Annotated in this window: 17 protein-coding genes; 14 read left to right on the forward strand and 3 right to left on the reverse strand. The window is 64.8% G+C overall.

The window, feature by feature from the left end; translation table 11 throughout:
* Window positions 1-3: 3 nt before the first annotated feature.
* Complete coding sequence (locus tag H6F58_RS17670) at window positions 4-642, reverse strand: pyroglutamyl-peptidase I (RefSeq protein WP_060700202.1); 639 nt, start codon at window positions 640-642, stop codon at window positions 4-6.
* Window positions 643-725: 83 nt separating this feature from the next.
* On the opposite strand from H6F58_RS17670, the gene rmuC reads away from it, so the two are divergent.
* Entirely contained in the window at window positions 726-1,934 is a 1,209-nt protein-coding gene (gene rmuC / locus H6F58_RS17675) for a DNA recombination protein RmuC (RefSeq protein WP_195182255.1), read from the forward strand.
* A 108-nt stretch (window positions 1,935-2,042) separates the two neighbouring features.
* Here the strand turns inward: rmuC and H6F58_RS17680 are convergent, their stop codons facing one another.
* The gene (locus H6F58_RS17680; protein WP_060700204.1) at window positions 2,043-2,522 is read right to left on the reverse strand and encodes an inorganic diphosphatase; all 480 of its coding nucleotides are present in this window, start codon (window positions 2,520-2,522) and stop codon (window positions 2,043-2,045) included.
* 97 nt (window positions 2,523-2,619) lie between these two features.
* On the opposite strand from H6F58_RS17680, the gene dacB reads away from it, so the two are divergent.
* The 13 genes from dacB (at window position 2,620) to panC (ending at window position 14,826) form a co-directional block, all read left to right on the forward strand.
* Window positions 2,620-3,984, forward strand: a complete 1,365-nt coding sequence (gene dacB, locus H6F58_RS17685; protein ID WP_060700205.1) for a D-alanyl-D-alanine carboxypeptidase/D-alanyl-D-alanine-endopeptidase — start codon at window positions 2,620-2,622, stop codon at window positions 3,982-3,984.
* An 18-nt stretch (window positions 3,985-4,002) separates the two neighbouring features.
* Window positions 4,003-4,923: a zinc-dependent metalloprotease gene (locus H6F58_RS17690; protein WP_146277272.1), complete on the forward strand. Its 921-nt coding sequence runs from the start codon at window positions 4,003-4,005 to the stop codon at window positions 4,921-4,923.
* Window positions 4,920-5,861 (forward strand): tRNA lysidine(34) synthetase TilS, encoded by a 942-nt coding sequence (gene tilS, locus H6F58_RS17695; RefSeq protein ID WP_206693795.1) that lies wholly within the window; start codon window positions 4,920-4,922, stop codon window positions 5,859-5,861. The genes H6F58_RS17690 and tilS overlap by 4 nt, the downstream gene beginning before the upstream one ends.
* 49 nt (window positions 5,862-5,910) lie before the next feature.
* Window positions 5,911-6,462, forward strand: a complete 552-nt coding sequence (gene hpt, locus H6F58_RS17700) for a hypoxanthine phosphoribosyltransferase (RefSeq protein ID WP_060700208.1) — start codon at window positions 5,911-5,913, stop codon at window positions 6,460-6,462.
* 107 nt (window positions 6,463-6,569) lie between these two features.
* Window positions 6,570-8,495 carry an ATP-dependent zinc metalloprotease FtsH gene (gene ftsH / locus H6F58_RS17705; protein WP_195182256.1) on the forward strand — a complete coding sequence of 642 codons (1,926 nt, stop codon included), beginning with the start codon at window positions 6,570-6,572 and terminating at the stop codon, window positions 8,493-8,495.
* 9 nt (window positions 8,496-8,504) lie between these two features.
* On the forward strand, window positions 8,505-9,083 hold the full coding sequence (folE, locus tag H6F58_RS17710) for a GTP cyclohydrolase I FolE (protein WP_060700210.1): 579 nt from the start codon (window positions 8,505-8,507) through the stop codon (window positions 9,081-9,083).
* 7 nt (window positions 9,084-9,090) lie between these two features.
* Window positions 9,091-9,993, forward strand: coding sequence for a dihydropteroate synthase (folP, locus tag H6F58_RS17715; protein WP_060700211.1), 903 nt, complete (start codon window positions 9,091-9,093; stop codon window positions 9,991-9,993).
* A complete protein-coding gene (gene folK, locus H6F58_RS17720; protein WP_146277276.1) occupies window positions 9,980-10,813 on the forward strand; it encodes a 2-amino-4-hydroxy-6-hydroxymethyldihydropteridine diphosphokinase in 834 nt (277 codons plus the stop codon). Before folP ends, folK begins: the two co-directional genes overlap by 14 nt.
* A complete protein-coding gene (locus tag H6F58_RS17725; protein ID WP_060700213.1) occupies window positions 10,810-11,271 on the forward strand; it encodes a DUF3180 domain-containing protein in 462 nt (153 codons plus the stop codon). The genes folK and H6F58_RS17725 overlap by 4 nt, the downstream gene beginning before the upstream one ends.
* Window positions 11,240-11,737: a PH domain-containing protein gene (locus H6F58_RS17730; protein WP_060700214.1), complete on the forward strand. Its 498-nt coding sequence runs from the start codon at window positions 11,240-11,242 to the stop codon at window positions 11,735-11,737. Before H6F58_RS17725 ends, H6F58_RS17730 begins: the two co-directional genes overlap by 32 nt.
* Window positions 11,734-13,086, forward strand: a complete 1,353-nt coding sequence (locus tag H6F58_RS17735) for a PH domain-containing protein (protein ID WP_195182257.1) — start codon at window positions 11,734-11,736, stop codon at window positions 13,084-13,086. Before H6F58_RS17730 ends, H6F58_RS17735 begins: the two co-directional genes overlap by 4 nt.
* Before the next feature lie 2 nt (window positions 13,087-13,088).
* Window positions 13,089-13,955, forward strand: coding sequence for a DUF2520 domain-containing protein (locus tag H6F58_RS17740; protein WP_060700216.1), 867 nt, complete (start codon window positions 13,089-13,091; stop codon window positions 13,953-13,955).
* Window positions 13,956-13,959: 4 nt separating this feature from the next.
* Entirely contained in the window at window positions 13,960-14,826 is an 867-nt protein-coding gene (gene panC, locus H6F58_RS17745) for a pantoate--beta-alanine ligase (RefSeq protein ID WP_195182258.1), read from the forward strand.
* Window positions 14,827-14,835: 9 nt separating this feature from the next.
* On the opposite strand, the gene H6F58_RS17750 is transcribed toward panC, so the two are convergent.
* Window positions 14,836-15,789 carry a nitronate monooxygenase gene (locus H6F58_RS17750; RefSeq protein ID WP_146277280.1) on the reverse strand — a complete coding sequence of 318 codons (954 nt, stop codon included), beginning with the start codon at window positions 15,787-15,789 and terminating at the stop codon, window positions 14,836-14,838.
* Window positions 15,790-16,035: the final 246 nt, after the last annotated feature.

Genomic DNA, 16,035 nt, shown 5'->3' on the forward strand with positions numbered 1-16,035 from the left:
AGTCTATTTCATCAGGCTGATTACCGACTGCAACGAGTCTTTCAGGGCAACAACTAGTCCAACGATGCTATAGCCGACTTCGGCCTGAACGCTTCGAACAGATTCGAGTTCGTCGGTCTCGGCGCCCACGGAGGCTGTCTGCCCCTCGAGGCGCAGCGCTGGCACATGGATGAAAAGCGCCGGAACTTCCTGCCCATAGGCGAGGTACGCGATGTGGTTGCAAACAAATCTCCCGGCATCCTCGGAGAGATAGGCGGCATGCCCATGCTGGTGCAATGCCCGGAGCACAGCTTGGGGATCCACTGTGGCGCTGCGGAAGAAATCCCCTCCCTGGATGATGGCCTGCTGTGCCGGCTGGGCACCATCATTATCCGCAATGCGGGCGTTGTCCTCATTGGCGCCGCGGACTTCAATGCTGATCTCATCCCGGCCGCCAGCCTCGCCCACGCAGACCAGGGCATCGGGCTGATGCTCCTGCAATAGCGCAGCCAGAACCTCCCCGGAGCGCCGGAAGGAAACCGGCAAGATTGCCGTGCTGATTCGGTGGCCGTCCAAGTGTTCGGGAAGCAGCCGGACGGCTTCGCCGCTGGCGTTGTACTGGTCGTTGCCGAAGGGCTCGAAGCCGGTCACCAAAAGATGCATGAACCCATTATGGGCCTAAAGTGTCGGTGCGAGTTGATAGATCTTGGGTGTATGTCCAATCGAAAGCCACTGGATAGGTGCTCATGGTTATCGCGGTTCTAATCCTCGTCATCCTTAATATTCTCGCAACGGCATGTATTGCCCTGCTGCTGATTCGCCGCACGCCAGGCAACGATCAAGCGCAGATTCGGGACTCCGTGCGCTCTGCCAATGCCGAATTGCGCCAAGAGCTGGGAACCCAGCGCAATGAACTGCGCCAAGGCATGGCAGAAGTGCGCTCCGAGATTGACGCCAAGCTCAGCGCCATGAGCGAATCCAACGCCAACCGGCACATCCAGATCCAGAGGCTGCTCCAACAGGAAATGGAGAAGCTGCGCTCCGGCAACGAAGCCAAGCTGGAAAAGATGCGCGAAACCGTGGACGAGAAGTTGCAGGGAACCTTGGAGAAGCGCTTGGGCGAATCATTCGAATTGGTCAGCAAGCGGCTGGAAATGGTCCAGCAGGGACTCGGCGAGATGCAGTCGCTGGCCCAGGATGTTGGCGGGCTCAAGCGCGTGCTCACCAATGTGAAGAGCCGCGGCTCCTGGGGTGAAGTCCAGCTCTCGCGCCAGCTGGAAGATATCCTCACCGCGGAGCAGTATGAGCAAAACGTCGCGGTGGTCCCCGGCAGCCGCGAAGTCGTGGAGTTCGCCGTGATCCTGCCCGGGCGAGACGCCGGAACCATTTACCTGCCCATTGACTCCAAGCTTCCGCAGGAAGACTATGAGCGCTTGCTCGATGCCCAGGAGGCGGGCGAGAAGGCTGCCATCGATGCGGCGGCCAAGGCGCTGAACCGGGCGATTATCGAGCAGGCGAAACTGATCTCCAGCAAGTACATCGCCCCGCCCTACAGCACCGACTTCGCGATCATGTACCTGCCCACCGAAGGGCTCTTCGCCGAAGTCGTGCGCAGCCCCGGCCTGGCCAGCAAGCTCCAGACCGAGCATCGCGTGCTAGTCACCGGGCCGACCACCCTGATGAGCCTGCTGAACTCGCTGCAGATGGGTTTCCGGACGCTGGCCATTGAAAAACGCAGCAGCGAAGTCTGGCAGGTGCTCTCGGCAGCCAAGGAAGAATTCCGCAAATACGGGGACGTCTGGGACAAGCTGGGCAAGCAGCTGGCCACCGCGCAGAACACTGTCCGGGAGGCCGGAACGCGCACGCGCTCCGTGGAACGCAAACTCAAAGATGTCCAGACCCTGGAAGTCGCCGCCCAAGAAGATGTGCTCACCGGATTGCTCCCCGAGGCCTAGGAGCGGCCGATGCGCATGCGCAGTGTGTAATCCAGATGACCCCGGAACCTGAAAATGGCGGCGACCCCCGTCTCGGGGGCCACCGCCATTGCAGCTCAAGCCTAGCGACTAGGCCTTGAAGCGCTCGATGGAGCGAGCCAGCTCGGCCTCGGCAGCCTCGCGGCCTTCCCAGCCCTCGGCCTTGACCCACTTGCCTGGTTCCAGGTCCTTGTAGCGGGTGAAGAAGTGCTCGATCTCCTTGATCAGCCACTGATCGATGTCCTCAAGTTCCTTGATGTGGTCAAAGCGCTTGTCGGCAGGAACGCACAGCAGCTTGGCATCGCCACCGCCATCGTCGGTCATGTTGAAGACGCCGATGGGGCGAGCTTCGACAACAACACCCGGGATCAGGTCAACACCCGGGATGAAGACCATGGCGTCCAATGGATCGCCATCTTCGCCCAGGGTATCGTCGAAGTAGCCGTAGTGGGTTGGGTACTGCATCGAGGTGAACAGCACGCGATCCAGGCGCAGGCGGTGGGTCTCGTGGTCGATCTCGTACTTGACGCGCGATCCGGTCGGGATCTCGATGGTCACGTCGTGGCTCATGAAAAGCACGCTCCTGAACTAGTCTTAGGGTTATCCGCTAATAAGGGTATCGCCCCACAGGGCACCTTCGATAAAACTTCGAGAGGAATGTAACCATATGAACACTGCCGCCCGACGCGCGATTACGCTGGGGGTGGCTGTGCTGGCAGTGGTTGCAGTCATTCTGGCCATGGTGCTGGCCCCGCGGTTCTTCACCGGTGAACCCGAGGCCTTCTACACGCCGGCCAGTGCCCACGTTGCTGAAAAAGACCCGGTCGCCGTCGCAGATCTCAACCCGGAAGCCCCGGTGCCGGATACCGCCGCACTGACCGCGCAACTGGATGCGATCCTCGCTGACACTTCCGATGGCACCAGCTTCACTGCGCAGGTGGTCGACGTAGCCAGCGAAACGGTGCTCTATAACCGCAACGCCGACACCAGCGGCACCCCGGCCTCCAGCCTGAAGGTGGTGACCGCGCTGGCCGCCCTGGAAACCCTGGGCGGAGATAGCCAGCTGTCCACCTCGGTGCTGCTTGATGGAAACACCCTGATCCTGCGCGGCGGGGGAGACGTGCTGCTGGGCGACGGAAAATCAGACCCCGGACATCCCAAGGGCTACGCGGGGCTGGCCACCCTGGCCGAGCAAACGGCCAAGGAACTCGAATCCCGCGGGGTTGGCGAAGTCTCGCTGTGGCTTGACGATTCGCTATTTGGCGACGCGCACAATAATGCCGCCTGGGACAAGTCGCTGTTCACCTCCAATAACATCGGCGAGGTGTACCCGATAGCGCATTATGCCGGGCGCGCCGGTCAAAGCACCGATACCGCCTACCAATCCGACGCCGCCGAACAAGTCCGCAAGGTTTTCGCCCAAGAGCTCGGCGCCTCGGTGAAGGTCAATGAGGGCGGACGCGGATCCCATGAGGGCGGGGAGCAGATCGCCGAGGTGAAATCCGCCCCGCTGCGCCAGATCATCAAGCACATGCTGCTGGTCTCCGACAACTACATCGCCGAAACCATGGGGCGGCTCGTGGCCATCAAGCGGGGCATGGCCCCGGAGCAGGCCGGAGCAGCGGTAGCGGCGGTGGCCAGCGAACACGGCGCCGAGGGGGCGGATCTGGCCGATACCAGCGGCCTGGCTGCGCAGGACAAGATCTCGCCCGCCGCGCTGACCGCAGTGCTGCGCGCGGCGGCCACCAGCCCCAAGCCTGAATTGCGCGAGCTGGTGTATTCGCTGCCGGTGGCCGGATACAACGGGACGCTCATGAAGCGCCTGGGCCAGCCGTCCACCCTGGGGCTGGTGCGCGCCAAAACCGGATCCCTGACCGGGGTAGCCACACTAACCGGCATGACCATCACCCAGGACGGGCGCTTGCTCGCCTTCTCGATTTTTGCCCACCAGCCGGGCGGAGCACTCGCGCCGCATAAGCCGATTATCGACTCTGCAGTGGCCGCCATCCGCGGATGCGGCTGCCAGAGCTAAAAGGAGCAGGAGCAGCAGATGAACCAGGTTGTCGATTGGAAATTGGCGGCCAATGCCGCCAGGACGCTGATGCCTGCAGGGCCCAGAATCATCAAGAAGGATGCCGCGCGCATTGTCGAGGAATTGCGCATCGCCGCCGGTGAAGGGCTAGCCGAGGCCGAGAAGATCTCCAAGCTTCTCTCCACCGCGCCTTCGCAGACCCTGGTGGTGGATCGTGCCGGCTGGGCCAAGGCGGTCAGCCAGAACTTTGCGGCCATGCTTCCCGAGCAGGCCAACGTTCCCGCCATGGTTCCGGCGGTGGCCGGAGCCGAGCTCGGTGCGGTGCTCTCCGTGCTGGGCACCCGGGTGCTGGGCCAATTCGATCCCTTTGTCGGGCCGCGGCTGCTGCTCAACGCCCCGACCATCACCCAGATCCGCGGCGAACTGAACCTGAACGCCAGGGATTTCTATCTGTGGATTGCCACCCATGAGCAGACCCACCGGCTGCAGTTCGAGCATGCGCCCTGGATCCCCGAGGTCATGAAGTCCATCCTCGCCGAAGCTTTCGGCCCGCTGGAGGATGAAGGGTCGATGAACCAGCTCGGCGAGCGGCTGAAGGCCATGAAGTCGGAGGTCGGCGAGTTGACCAGCATCATGTCTGTGCTGGAGGGCCATGCCATGGTGGTGATGAACGACGTCACCAGCATTGGCAGCATCAAGACCATTCGACGGCGCTTTGAGGCGCGCGGCGAAAACCGTTCGGTGCTGGCCACCCTGCTGGGCAAGCTGCTGGGCCTTGATGCCAAGGCGCTGCAGTACAAGCGCGGAGCCAAGTTCGTGCGCCACGTGGTGGACGAGATCGGCTATGAAGGCTTCAACCAGGTTTTCAGCTCCCGGGAACTGTTCCCCAGCGCCGAAGAACTCGATCACCCAGAACGCTGGCTGGCCCGCACCCGATGAGCCATGCTTTGCGCGCAGCGCGCGCCGCGATTGCCAAGGCCACCTCGCCGGGGCTGGCCCTGATCGGGGTCTCCGGCGGTGCCGACTCCCTGGCCCTGGCCATTGCCGCCGCCACCCTGCCCGGGGCCTTCGGCGCGGTGATTGTCGATCACGGCCTGCAGCCAGGCAGCGCACAGGTTGCCGCGCGGGCTGCCGGGCAATGCCGCGAGCTGGGCCTGGATCCGGTCCTGGTCTGCCCGGTGCGCACCGCCGGCGATGAAGCCTCGGCCCGCGCCGCACGATACGGGCAATTCGAGCAGGCGCTGGCCAGCACCGGCGCCCGTCAGCTCTTGCTCGCCCACACCCGCGATGACCAGGCCGAGCAGGTGCTGCTCGGGCTGGTGCGCGGTTCAGGCACCAGGTCCCTGGCCGGGATGCCGGCCGAACGCGGCCCCTACCGCCGGCCCCTGCTTGGGCTGACCCGGAAGCAGACCGAAGAGATCTGCCGCGATGCGGGCGTCGAATACTGGGAGGACCCGAGCAATTCGGACACCGGCTTCCGGCGGAACCTGATCCGCCATGCCACGCTGCCGTTGCTGCGCGAACAGCTCGGCGAGCATCTGACCGAAGCGCTGGCCCGCACCGCCGCACTGGCTGCCGCCGACGCCGACGCCCTGGACCTGTGGGCGCAGCAGGCCAAGGAACAGCACGGGCTTCAGCTGCGCGCGCTGTCCGGGCTTCCGGTGGCCGTGGCCTCGCGGGTAGTGCGGCTTGGCGCCATCGAAGCCGGCGCAAAAAATCTGGGCCATGAGCGAACACAGGCGCTGTGCGCGCTGGCCGGAATCGGCGGGCCCAAGTCCAAATCCGCTGGTCCGGTGCAGCTGGATGGCAAAATCAGCGCCTTCCGCCGAGGTCCGGTGATCGTTTTCACGAGCACCGGCTCAACAACACTTCGCTAAATGTGGCACTCTAGGTAAGTACCACACCTCTAGAATCAGGAGAACCCTCGTGGATTCCACTGCAGTCGAAGCCGATCTGGCGCATGTTCTGTACACCAAGGAAGAAATCCAGGCTCGCGTGGCGGAACTCGCCGCGCAGATCGACAAGGACTACGAGGGCCGCGACATTCTCGTTGTGGGTGTGCTCAAGGGTGCCGTGATGATCATGGCCGATCTGGTCCGCGCGCTGAATTCGCACCTGACCATGGACTGGATGGCAGTCTCCTCCTACGGCTCGGGCACCCAGTCCTCCGGCGTGGTGCGCATCCTCAAGGACTTGGACTCGGATCTGATGGGCAAGCACGTGCTGATCGTCGAGGACATCATCGACTCCGGCTTGACCCTGTCCTGGCTGAAGTCCAACCTGGAATCCCGCGGCCCGGCCTCGGTGGAAATCTGCACCCTGCTGCGCAAGCCGGAGGCCGCCAAGGTCGAGATCGACGTCAAGTACGTCGGCATGGACATCCCGAACGAATTTGTCGTGGGCTACGGCCTGGACTACGCGGAAAAGTACCGCAACCTCGATTGCGTGGGCACTTTGGCTCCGCACATCTACCAGTAGGGAACTTTTTTCGCCACGAGGGCGTTGAGAAGTATCGAAGGTGGCGTGACCCGGACGCCAGAGCAGTGCGTGAGGGGGATGCGTGAGGCGCGGGGCCTTGCGGATCAATGAAAACGAAGAAGCTTTTTAATAGCTGGATCATTTGGGTCCTGGTTGGCGTTATCGCCGTAGTGCTGTTCTTGCCGATGGTCTTCGGCAACAGCTCTGCGAAGGTGGACACCTCGGTGGGCCTGCAGCAGCTGGCCGGTGGCAATGTCACCGAAGCCAAGATGTTCGACGGGGACCAGCGGGTCGATTTGAAGCTGCGCGATGCGCTGAAGGTCGACGGCGTGGACAAGGGCAATGCGGTGAGCTTCTACTACTCCACCGCGCGTGCCGAGCAGGTCGTCGACGCGATCAACAAGGCCGAACCGGGCAAGTTCACCGATCAGCCGGTCCAGAGCAACTGGCTGCTCTCGATGCTGGGCGTGATCATCCCGTTCCTGCTGATCGCCGGAATCTTCTGGTTCATCCTCGCCCGCTCCCAGGGCGGCGGCTCCAAGGTCATGCAGTTCGGCAAGTCCAAGGCGAAGCTGATCACCAAGGACATGCCGCAGGTGACCTTCAAGGATGTCGCCGGCGCCGACGAGGCCGTGGAGGAGCTCCACGAAATCAAGGAGTTCCTGCAGGAGCCTGCCAAGTTCCAGGCCGTGGGCGCGAAGATCCCCAAGGGCGTGCTGCTCTACGGCCCTCCGGGCACCGGCAAGACCCTGCTGGCCAAGGCCGTCGCCGGCGAGGCCCAGGTGCCGTTCTACTCGATTTCCGGCTCTGACTTTGTGGAAATGTTTGTCGGCGTGGGCGCCAGCCGCGTCCGCGACCTGTTCGAACAGGCCAAGAACAACTCCCCGGCGATCATCTTCGTTGACGAGATCGACGCCGTTGGACGCCACCGCGGCGCCGGCATCGGCGGCGGCAACGATGAGCGCGAGCAGACCCTGAACCAGCTGCTGGTGGAAATGGACGGCTTCGACGCCACCACCAACGTCATCCTGATCGCCGCCACCAACCGCCCGGACGTGCTGGACCCGGCTTTGCTGCGCCCGGGCCGCTTCGACCGCCAGATCCCGGTGGAGGCACCGGATCTGAAGGGCCGCGAAGACATCCTGAAGGTCCACGTCAAGGGCAAGCCGATGGATGCCACCGTGGATCTGAATGCCGTGGCCAAGAAGACCCCGGGCTACACCGGCGCCGATTTGGCCAACGTGCTCAACGAAGCCGCGCTGCTCACCGCCCGCTCCAACGCGAACCTGATCGACGACCGCGCGCTGGACGAGGCCATCGACCGCGTGATGGCCGGCCCCCAGAAGCGCACCCGGCTGATGGACGAGCACGAGCGCAAGGTCACCGCCTACCACGAGGGCGGCCACGCCCTGGTGGCCGCGGCCATGAACCAGACCGCTCCGGTCACCAAGATCACCATCCTGCCGCGCGGCCGCGCCCTGGGCTACACCATGGTGGTGCCCGAGTCGGACAAGTACTCGGTGACCCGCAACGAGCTGCTGGACCAGATGGCCTACGCCATGGGCGGGCGCGTGGCCGAGGAGATCGTCTTCCACGATCCATCCACCGGCGCATCCAACGACATCGAGAAGGCCACCTCCACGGCCCGCAAGATGGTCACCGAATACGGCATGAGCGAAAAGGTCGGCGCGGTGCGCCTGGCCGGCTCGGCCGCGGAGCAGCAGATGGGCGGTGCCCAGCGCGAATTCTCCGAGGAGATGGCGCACCTGGTGGACCAGGAAGTGCGCGAGCTGATCGAGCAGGCGCACAACGACGCCTACCAGGCGCTCACGGCCAACCGCCATGTGCTCGACCGCCTGGCGCTGGCCCTGCTGGAGCGCGAGACGCTGAACCAGAAGGAAATCGCCGAGATCTTCTCCGACCTGCAAAAGCGCGAGGTGCGCGATGTGTGGCTGAGCAATGAGGGGCGTCCGGTCCACTCAGAAGGCCCGGTATTAAGCCCCAAGGAGCGCGCAGCTTCCTCGACCGACTAGGATCGAAGCGTGAGTGAACTAGAACAGATCGATCAGCCGCGGATCGCGGCAGCCGTCCGCGAGATCCTGGAGGCCATTGGCGAAGATCCCGATCGCGACGGCCTGGCAGAGACCCCCAAGCGGGTGGCCAAGGCCTACGCGGAATTCTTCGCCGGCTTGCACCAGAACGCGGCAGAGCACCTGTCGACCACTTTCGACATCGAGCATGACGAGATGGTCCTGGTCAAGGACATCCCGTTCTACTCGACCTGCGAGCACCACCTGGTGCCCTTCTACGGATCGGCGCATATCGGCTACATCCCGGGCAAGGGCGGCAAGGTCACCGGGCTGTCCAAGCTGGCCCGGCTGGTCGAGGTCTACGCCCGCCGCCCGCAGGTCCAGGAGCGCCTGACCACGCAGATCGTCGATTCGCTGGTGGAGCACCTGAACCCGGCCGGCGCGATCGTCGTCGTCGAATGCGAGCACATGTGCATGTCCATGCGCGGGGTGCAAAAGCCCGGAGCGAAGACCGTGACCAGTGCGGTGCGCGGCCAGCTGCGGGAAACCGCCACCCGTGCCGAAGCCATGAGCCTGATCCTCGGAAAGTAGGAAACCCATGTCGCTAGGCGCCATCCCGGGCACCGGCCCGAATACCAGCCCCCTGCCCGTGATCCGCAAGTCCAAGGTCAAGACCCTGGCAGACCTGCCCACCGGCCGCACCCTGGTCATGGGCATCCTGAACGTCACCGAGGACTCCTTCTCCGATGGCGGTGCGTACCTGTCCGCCGACGCGGCGATCGACCGCGGGCTGAAGCTGCTGTACTCCGGCGCCGACATCATCGACGTGGGCGGCGAATCCACCCGCCCGGGCGCCAAGGAGATTGATCCTGCCCTGGAGCAGTCGCGCATCATCCCGGTGATCGAAACCCTGGTGAAGGCCGGGGCGATCGTCTCGGTGGACACCATGCACGTGGACACCGCCCGCGCGGCCATCAACGCCGGCGCGCACATCATCAACGACGTCTCCGGGCTGACCTACGAAGCCGGCATGCCCGAGCTGATCGCTCAGACCGGCGTGCCCTACGTGCTGATGCACCGCCGCGGCACCGCGCAGTCCATGGTGGCCGAAGCGAACTACGAGAACGTGGTCGCCGAAGTCATCGGCGAGCTGCGCACCCTGCGCGACGAATTCGTGGCCAAGGGCGTGGCCCCGGAGCAGATCATCATCGATCCGGGACTGGGCTTTGCCAAGGACGCCGAACACAACTGGGCGCTGCTGGGCCGCCTGGATGCCCTCGAAGAGCTGGGCCACCGGGTGCTGATCGGCACCAGCCGCAAGCGCTTCCTCGGTGAGCTGCTGGCAGAGTCCGGCACCAGCCGTGCCCCGCTGCAGCGCGATGCCGCCACCGCGGCCACCACCGCGCTGGCCGCCAGGGACCAGGCGTGGGCCGTGCGCGTGCATGACGTGGTGGGCAGCCGCGACGCCATTGAAGTCGTGAAGGCCTATGGATCGCATTAGCATCTACGGGATTTCTGCCACCGGCTACCATGGGGTTTTCGACCATGAAAAGCGCGACGGCCAGCAGTTCATCATTGACGTGGTGCTGCACGTGGACATCACCCGCGCCGCCGCCAGCGACAACGTGGCGGACACCGTGCACTACGGCGAAGTCAGCGAGCTGGTGGTCGCCCAGATCCAGGCCGGGCCCTGGGACCTGATCGAGAAGCTGGGCAGCGAAATCGCCGAGGCGATCCTCGCGGCCTACCCCGGCGTGCAACAAATCGACGTGGTGGTGCACAAGCCGCAGGCCCCGATCCCGGTGCCCTTCAGCGATGTCACCATCTCGCTGACCCGCCGCCAGAAGCAGCACACCGCGATCATTGCGCTGGGCGCCAACCTCGGCGACCCGCAGGCCACCTTGGCCCAGGCGGTGGAGGACCTGGGCGAAGAGCTGGAAATCCTCAAGGCCTCGCCGCTGGCCATCACCAAGCCAGTAGGCGGCCCGCCGGACCAGCCGGACTACACCAACCAGGTCATTGAAGTGCGCACCCGGCGCTCGGCCCATGAGCTGCTGGACCTGTGCCAGCGCATCGAAGCCAAGCACCACCGGACCCGCGAGGTGCGCTGGGAAGCCCGCACCCTGGACCTGGATCTGATCGCCTACGACCAGCTGCGGCTGCACGACGAGCGCTTGACCCTGCCGCACCCGCGGGCGGCCATCCGCGGATTCGTGCTGGCCCCATGGAGCTGGATGGACCCCGACGCGGTCCTTGACGGCCAGCTGGTCTCCCGCCTGGCCGCCAGCGCGGCCGATACCAAGGACATCATCCGGCTATGACCAAGCTGAAGCTGCGCTGGGTGCTGTGGTGCGCGGTGATCGGGGCCTTCGCCGGCTGGATCGCGCTGCGCGTGCTCACCGCCGCCGGCCGCTACGCCCCGGTGCTGGACTATTCGGCCCTGTACTCGCTGGGCGCGGTCTGCGCGGTGATCCTGTTCCTGGGGATCCGCGTCAAGCGCTCCTCGATGGGCAAATCCCACTTCGAGCCGATCGCCGCGGCCCGCACTCTGGTGCTGGCCCAGGCCTCGGCCTACGCCGGCGCGGTCATCACCGGCTGGCATGTGCCGGCCATGATCACCCTGTGGCTGGCCAATGGCCAGAGCCCCACGCTGACCCGCTCGCTGGTGCTGGCCGGTGCCGGGGTGCTGATGGTGATCGTCGGCTATATTGTCCAGCATCTGTGCAAGCTACCTCCGGAGGATACCGATGACACCAACGATTCCGTGGTCACCGAATAGCTTCACCCCCGCCGACCCCGCCTACTTCAAGGTCAAGCTCACCACCTGGGCGGTGGCCTGGGGACTGGTCCTGCTCGCCAGCCTCGTCCCGGGCGTGCTGCTGGCCACCGGCGTGAAGGTGGCCCTGTGGCTGGCCATCATTCCGGCGGCCCTGGTGCTGGTGATTGCGCTGCTGGTCCTGCGCATCCTGCGCCGCCAGGTCCAGGCCCTGGGCTACCTGGAACGCGAGGAGGACTTCGTGGTCCGCTCCGGGGTGATGTGGCGCAAGCAGCTGGTCATCCCCTACGGGCGCATGCAATATGTCGAGGTCAACAGCGGCCCGGTGGAACGCCGCTACGGATTGTGCCAGTTGACGCTGAATACCGCTGGGGCCGGGGCCACCGCCCACGTCTACGGATTGCCCGAAGCCCAGGGCCAGGCGCTGCGCGAGCGGCTTGTGGCCGCCGGCGAGGAGAAAATGCTGTGAGCCAGGACGAACACTGGCAGCGGGTGCATCCAGCTAGCCCCTTCGTGCGCGGCTGGCTGGCCATCGTGGGCCTGCTCTACATCTACTGGCAGAACACCGACGAGCTCTCCCTGGCCGAACGCTTTGCCGGGGACCGGCTGATCTGGACGGTGGCCCTGGCCGGTGCGGCGCTGCTGGTGGTGCTCGTATTCTACTTCCTGTCCTGGTACTTCACCCGCTACAAGCTCACCTCTTCGCATGTCTACGTGAACTCGGGGACGATCTTCCGCAGCCAGAAGCAGGCGCGCATCGACAAGGTGCAGGGCATCGACATCGCCCAGCCGCTGCTCGCCCGGCTCCTGGGGCTGGCCGAGCTGCGCTTCGACGTGGCAGATTCCTCCGAATCGGTGCTGCGCCTGGCCTTCTTGTCCAAGGCCGATGCCCATGCCCTGCGCCAGCTGATCCTGCAGCGGGCCGCCGGGCAGGGCGCCAGGGACCAGGCCGCCAGCGAACAGCCCGCCACCGCGGTCGATGCCGTCGGCGAGGCAGCGCCGCTGATGGCCAGGGTTCCGGCCACCCGGCTGCTGGCCTCGCTGTTCCTCCAGCTGCCGGTCGTGATCGGCACCCTGGCCTGTGTGGCCATTGTGATCCTGTGGCTCAGCGGCGTCCAGGGCATCATCGCCGCCGTCCTGCCGATCCTGCTCAGCTTCGGCGGCTGGTTCTACAAGCAGCTGAACCAGGGCTGGAACTACACCGCCAGCGCCTCGGACACCGGCATGCGCATCAGCTACGGACTGGCCGACACCCGCCAGCACTCCATCCCCGCCGGACGGGTGCAGGCCATTTCGGTCACCGCACCGCTGCTATGGCGGCTGCTGGGCTGGTACAAGGTGGAAGTGAACGTGCTGGGCACCAAAAGCGATGACCTGGATAACCTGCAGGTGCTGCCGGTCGGGGATTTTGAATCGGTGGCCCGCATCATGGGCATCCTGCTGCCCGATCTGGGCATCGGCAACCAGCGCGAGGTCCTGTCCACCGCGGTGAGCACCGGGTACGAGCACGGATTCACCGGCTCCCCGTCCCGGGCCAAGCTGCTCTCCCCGGGAGCATGGAAGCACCAGGGCTTTTTGGCCACCGGCACCACCGTGATCTCCCGCTACGGGTGGCTGGCCCGCACCGCCAGCTTTGTCCTGCATGCCAGGGTCCAGGGCACCGAATTCCGCCAGGGGCCATGGGAACAGAAGCGCCAGCTGGCCGGGGTCCGGCTGTATTGCGCGGGCGGAAATATCATCGGCTACCTGCATCAGGTTGATGCGCAGGTTGCAGCGGAATTTACCCTGGCCCAAGCAACACGCCAGGTTGAGAGGTAGAAGTGGACGCACCACGATTGGGAATCGGCATCATCTCCGCCGGCAAGGTCGGCACCGTGCTTGGCGCCGCGCTGGCAGCCAGCGGGCACCGGATCACCGGCATCCACGCGGTCTCCGAGGCTTCCCGGGTTCGCGCCGACGCGCTGCTGCCCGGCGTTGAGCTGCTGGATCCGGCAGAAATCCTGCGCCGCAGCGAACTGGTGCTTTTTGCGGTGCCAGATGATGTGCTCGGCGATCTGGTCGCTGGCTTGGCCGCGGCCGGCCACATCCAGTCCGGGCAGCTGATCGCCCATACCGCCGGGCGCTACGGCACTTCCATATTGCAGCCGGCCCTGGACGCCGGGGCTTTTGGCCTGGCGATCCACCCGGCAATGACCTTCACCGGAATGAGCATGGACCTGGCGCGGCTCACCGACTGCGTTTTTGCGGTCACCGCCGATGAGGTCATGCTGCCGGTGGCCCAGGCGCTGGTGGTGGAAATGCGCGCCGAGCCGGTAGTGATCGCCGAGGCCGACCGGGCCAGCTATCACGCGGCCCTGGCCCATGCGGCCAACCACCTGAACACCATCACCGCGCAGTCCGCGGACATCCTGCGCCGCATCGGCGTTGAGGATCCGGCCAATACCTTGCGCGCGCTGATGGGCGCCAGCCTGGATAACGCCCTGCGTTCCGGGGCCGGGGCGCTGACCGGCCCGGTGGCCCGGGGAGATATCGGCACCGTGGCCGCCCACCTCCAGGCCCTGGCCAGCGATCCGGCTGAGACCAATAATTCCTATCGCAGCCTCTCGCGTGCCACCGCCCTGCGCGCGGGATCACGCGGGCTGATCTCGCAGGGCACGCTCGAAGAACTGCTGCGAGTTCTAGAATAGAAGGGTGAAAACCCCCAAGATCTGTAAAACCCGTGCCGAGCTGAAGGCTGCCATTGCCCAAGCCAACCCGGGATCATTGGGCTTTGTGCCCACCATGGGAGCCCTGCATGCCGGCCACGCATCTCTCTTCAGCGCCGCCCGCGAAGAGAATGAACTGGTGGTCATCTCGATCTTTGTCAACGAGCTGCAGTTCAACGATGCCACCGACTACGCCCGCTACCCGCGCCAGCTTGAAGCGGATGCGCAGCTGGCTGGCGCAGCCGGGGTCGACATTATTTTTGCTCCCGAGGCTAGCGAGGTCTATCACGCCGGCCTGCCGCTGATCCAGCTGAACTCCGGGACCATGGGCGAGCTGTATGAAGGCGCTTCCCGGCCCGGCCATTTTGATGGCATGCTGGCCGTTGTCGCCAAGCTCCTGCACCTGGCCGACCCGCGCCAAGGCGAGTACCGCGCGTACTTCGGGCAGAAGGATGCCCAGCAGGTAGTGCTGATCCGCCGCATGGTGGCCGACCTGGACTACCCGGTGCAGCTTCGCCTGGTGCCGATCGTGCGCAGCGAGAAGGGCCTGGCCCTTTCCAGCCGCAATGCGCTGCTCAGTGAAGAAGAGAAGGAAGCGGCCCTGGTATTGCACCGGGCGATCAAGCTCATCGCCGATCGGGCCGCCCGCCATGAGCCATTGGATATCGAGGACGCCATCGGATTGTTCCAGATGGAACCGCTGGTTGAACTGGACTACTTCGTGGTGGTTGACCCGAACACCCTCCAGGAGCTGGCCTTCAACTGCCAGGACACCCCTTTCACCGGCGAAGGCCTGATCCTGGTGGCGGCCACCGTCGGCAAGGTGCGGCTGATCGACAACCAGCCGATCTAGTCCCGGGCCCTAGGCGAAACGGCGGGCCGTGTCGTTCAAGATCTGCCGGAAGCCGGACAGCTCGGCCATGACTTCGCCTGCAGTTTGCGCTGTCTGCACAAACTGCACCGCCTGGCCGGCATAAACCGGGGCCATATCTGGCTGCGCATCCGCGCGGGCCTGCACCATCTGGTCACGCAGTGCGCCGCTCGCTTCCCATGAGGACAGGTCCTCATGGCTGTCGCTGAACTGGTTGCGCAGGGCGCGGCCGCCGAACTCGGCGGGCCATGGAAGTTGCTGGGCGATATCAAAGGCACGGGTATAGGTGGTGTCGTCCATGCCGGCCTGGCGTACGGCAGCTTTGAAATTCTCATGTCCCAGCGACTCTGTTGCGGAGAGGAAGCGGGTGCCGACCCAGGCGGCCTGGGCCCCGGCGGCGAGCACCGCAGCGACCCCGTGGGCGGTGCCAACGCCGCCCGCGGCCACTACCGGCTTCAGCTGTTGCGCAGTGGCTAGCTGCAGGAGAGGCAGCGTGCCGGATTCATTTCGCCCATGCCCGCCGCCTTCGCCGCCGCGAGCAATGATGATGTCGATGTCATCTTCCATGGCCCGATCCAGCTCTGCTGCGTTGCCTACCTGCATAGCGGTGAGCACCCCCGCCTCGTGAGCCAACGCTGCACCTCGGGAGACATCACCGAAGCTCAGCGAGACCAGCGATGGGGAGAATTCGAGGAAGCTCTCCAGCGGGGATAGGTCGGTTTCCAGGGACCAGGCCATGAAGCCGACGCCCCAGGGCGAATCCAGAGAGGCAACGTATCCTGCCTGTTCCTCGATCCATTCCTTCTTTGGCGATCCGGATACCCCGATCATCCCCACGCCGCCGGTCTGCGAAACGGCAGCGGCCAAGGCGCCCCCTGCTGCTCCTGCCATCGGCGCGTTGAAGATTGGTTCACGGTAGCCAAGCAGGCGTTGTAGGTCGCTCATGTGCCCAGACTAGAACAGCAAACTTGATGTGACCTAGAACGCGGCCCCTCGATTTGTAACATCGCGGAAACCTCTGTATAGTTTTTATCTGTTGCCGGAACGGAAACAACACGGAATCTACGAGTTGTTTACCCGGTAGCCAATCACTTTTCACCGAAGAGTTTCGACCGGTTTTGATCGGATCACGAAACATGGTAGGCTAGAAAAGTTGCTCCGGAGCGAAGCAGTCACCGAGTTTGTGGTGGT

Origin of the sequence: Glutamicibacter sp. FBE19 (genome assembly GCF_015524875.1) — a bacterium.
GTDB lineage: Bacteria > Actinomycetota > Actinomycetes > Actinomycetales > Micrococcaceae > Glutamicibacter > Glutamicibacter halophytocola.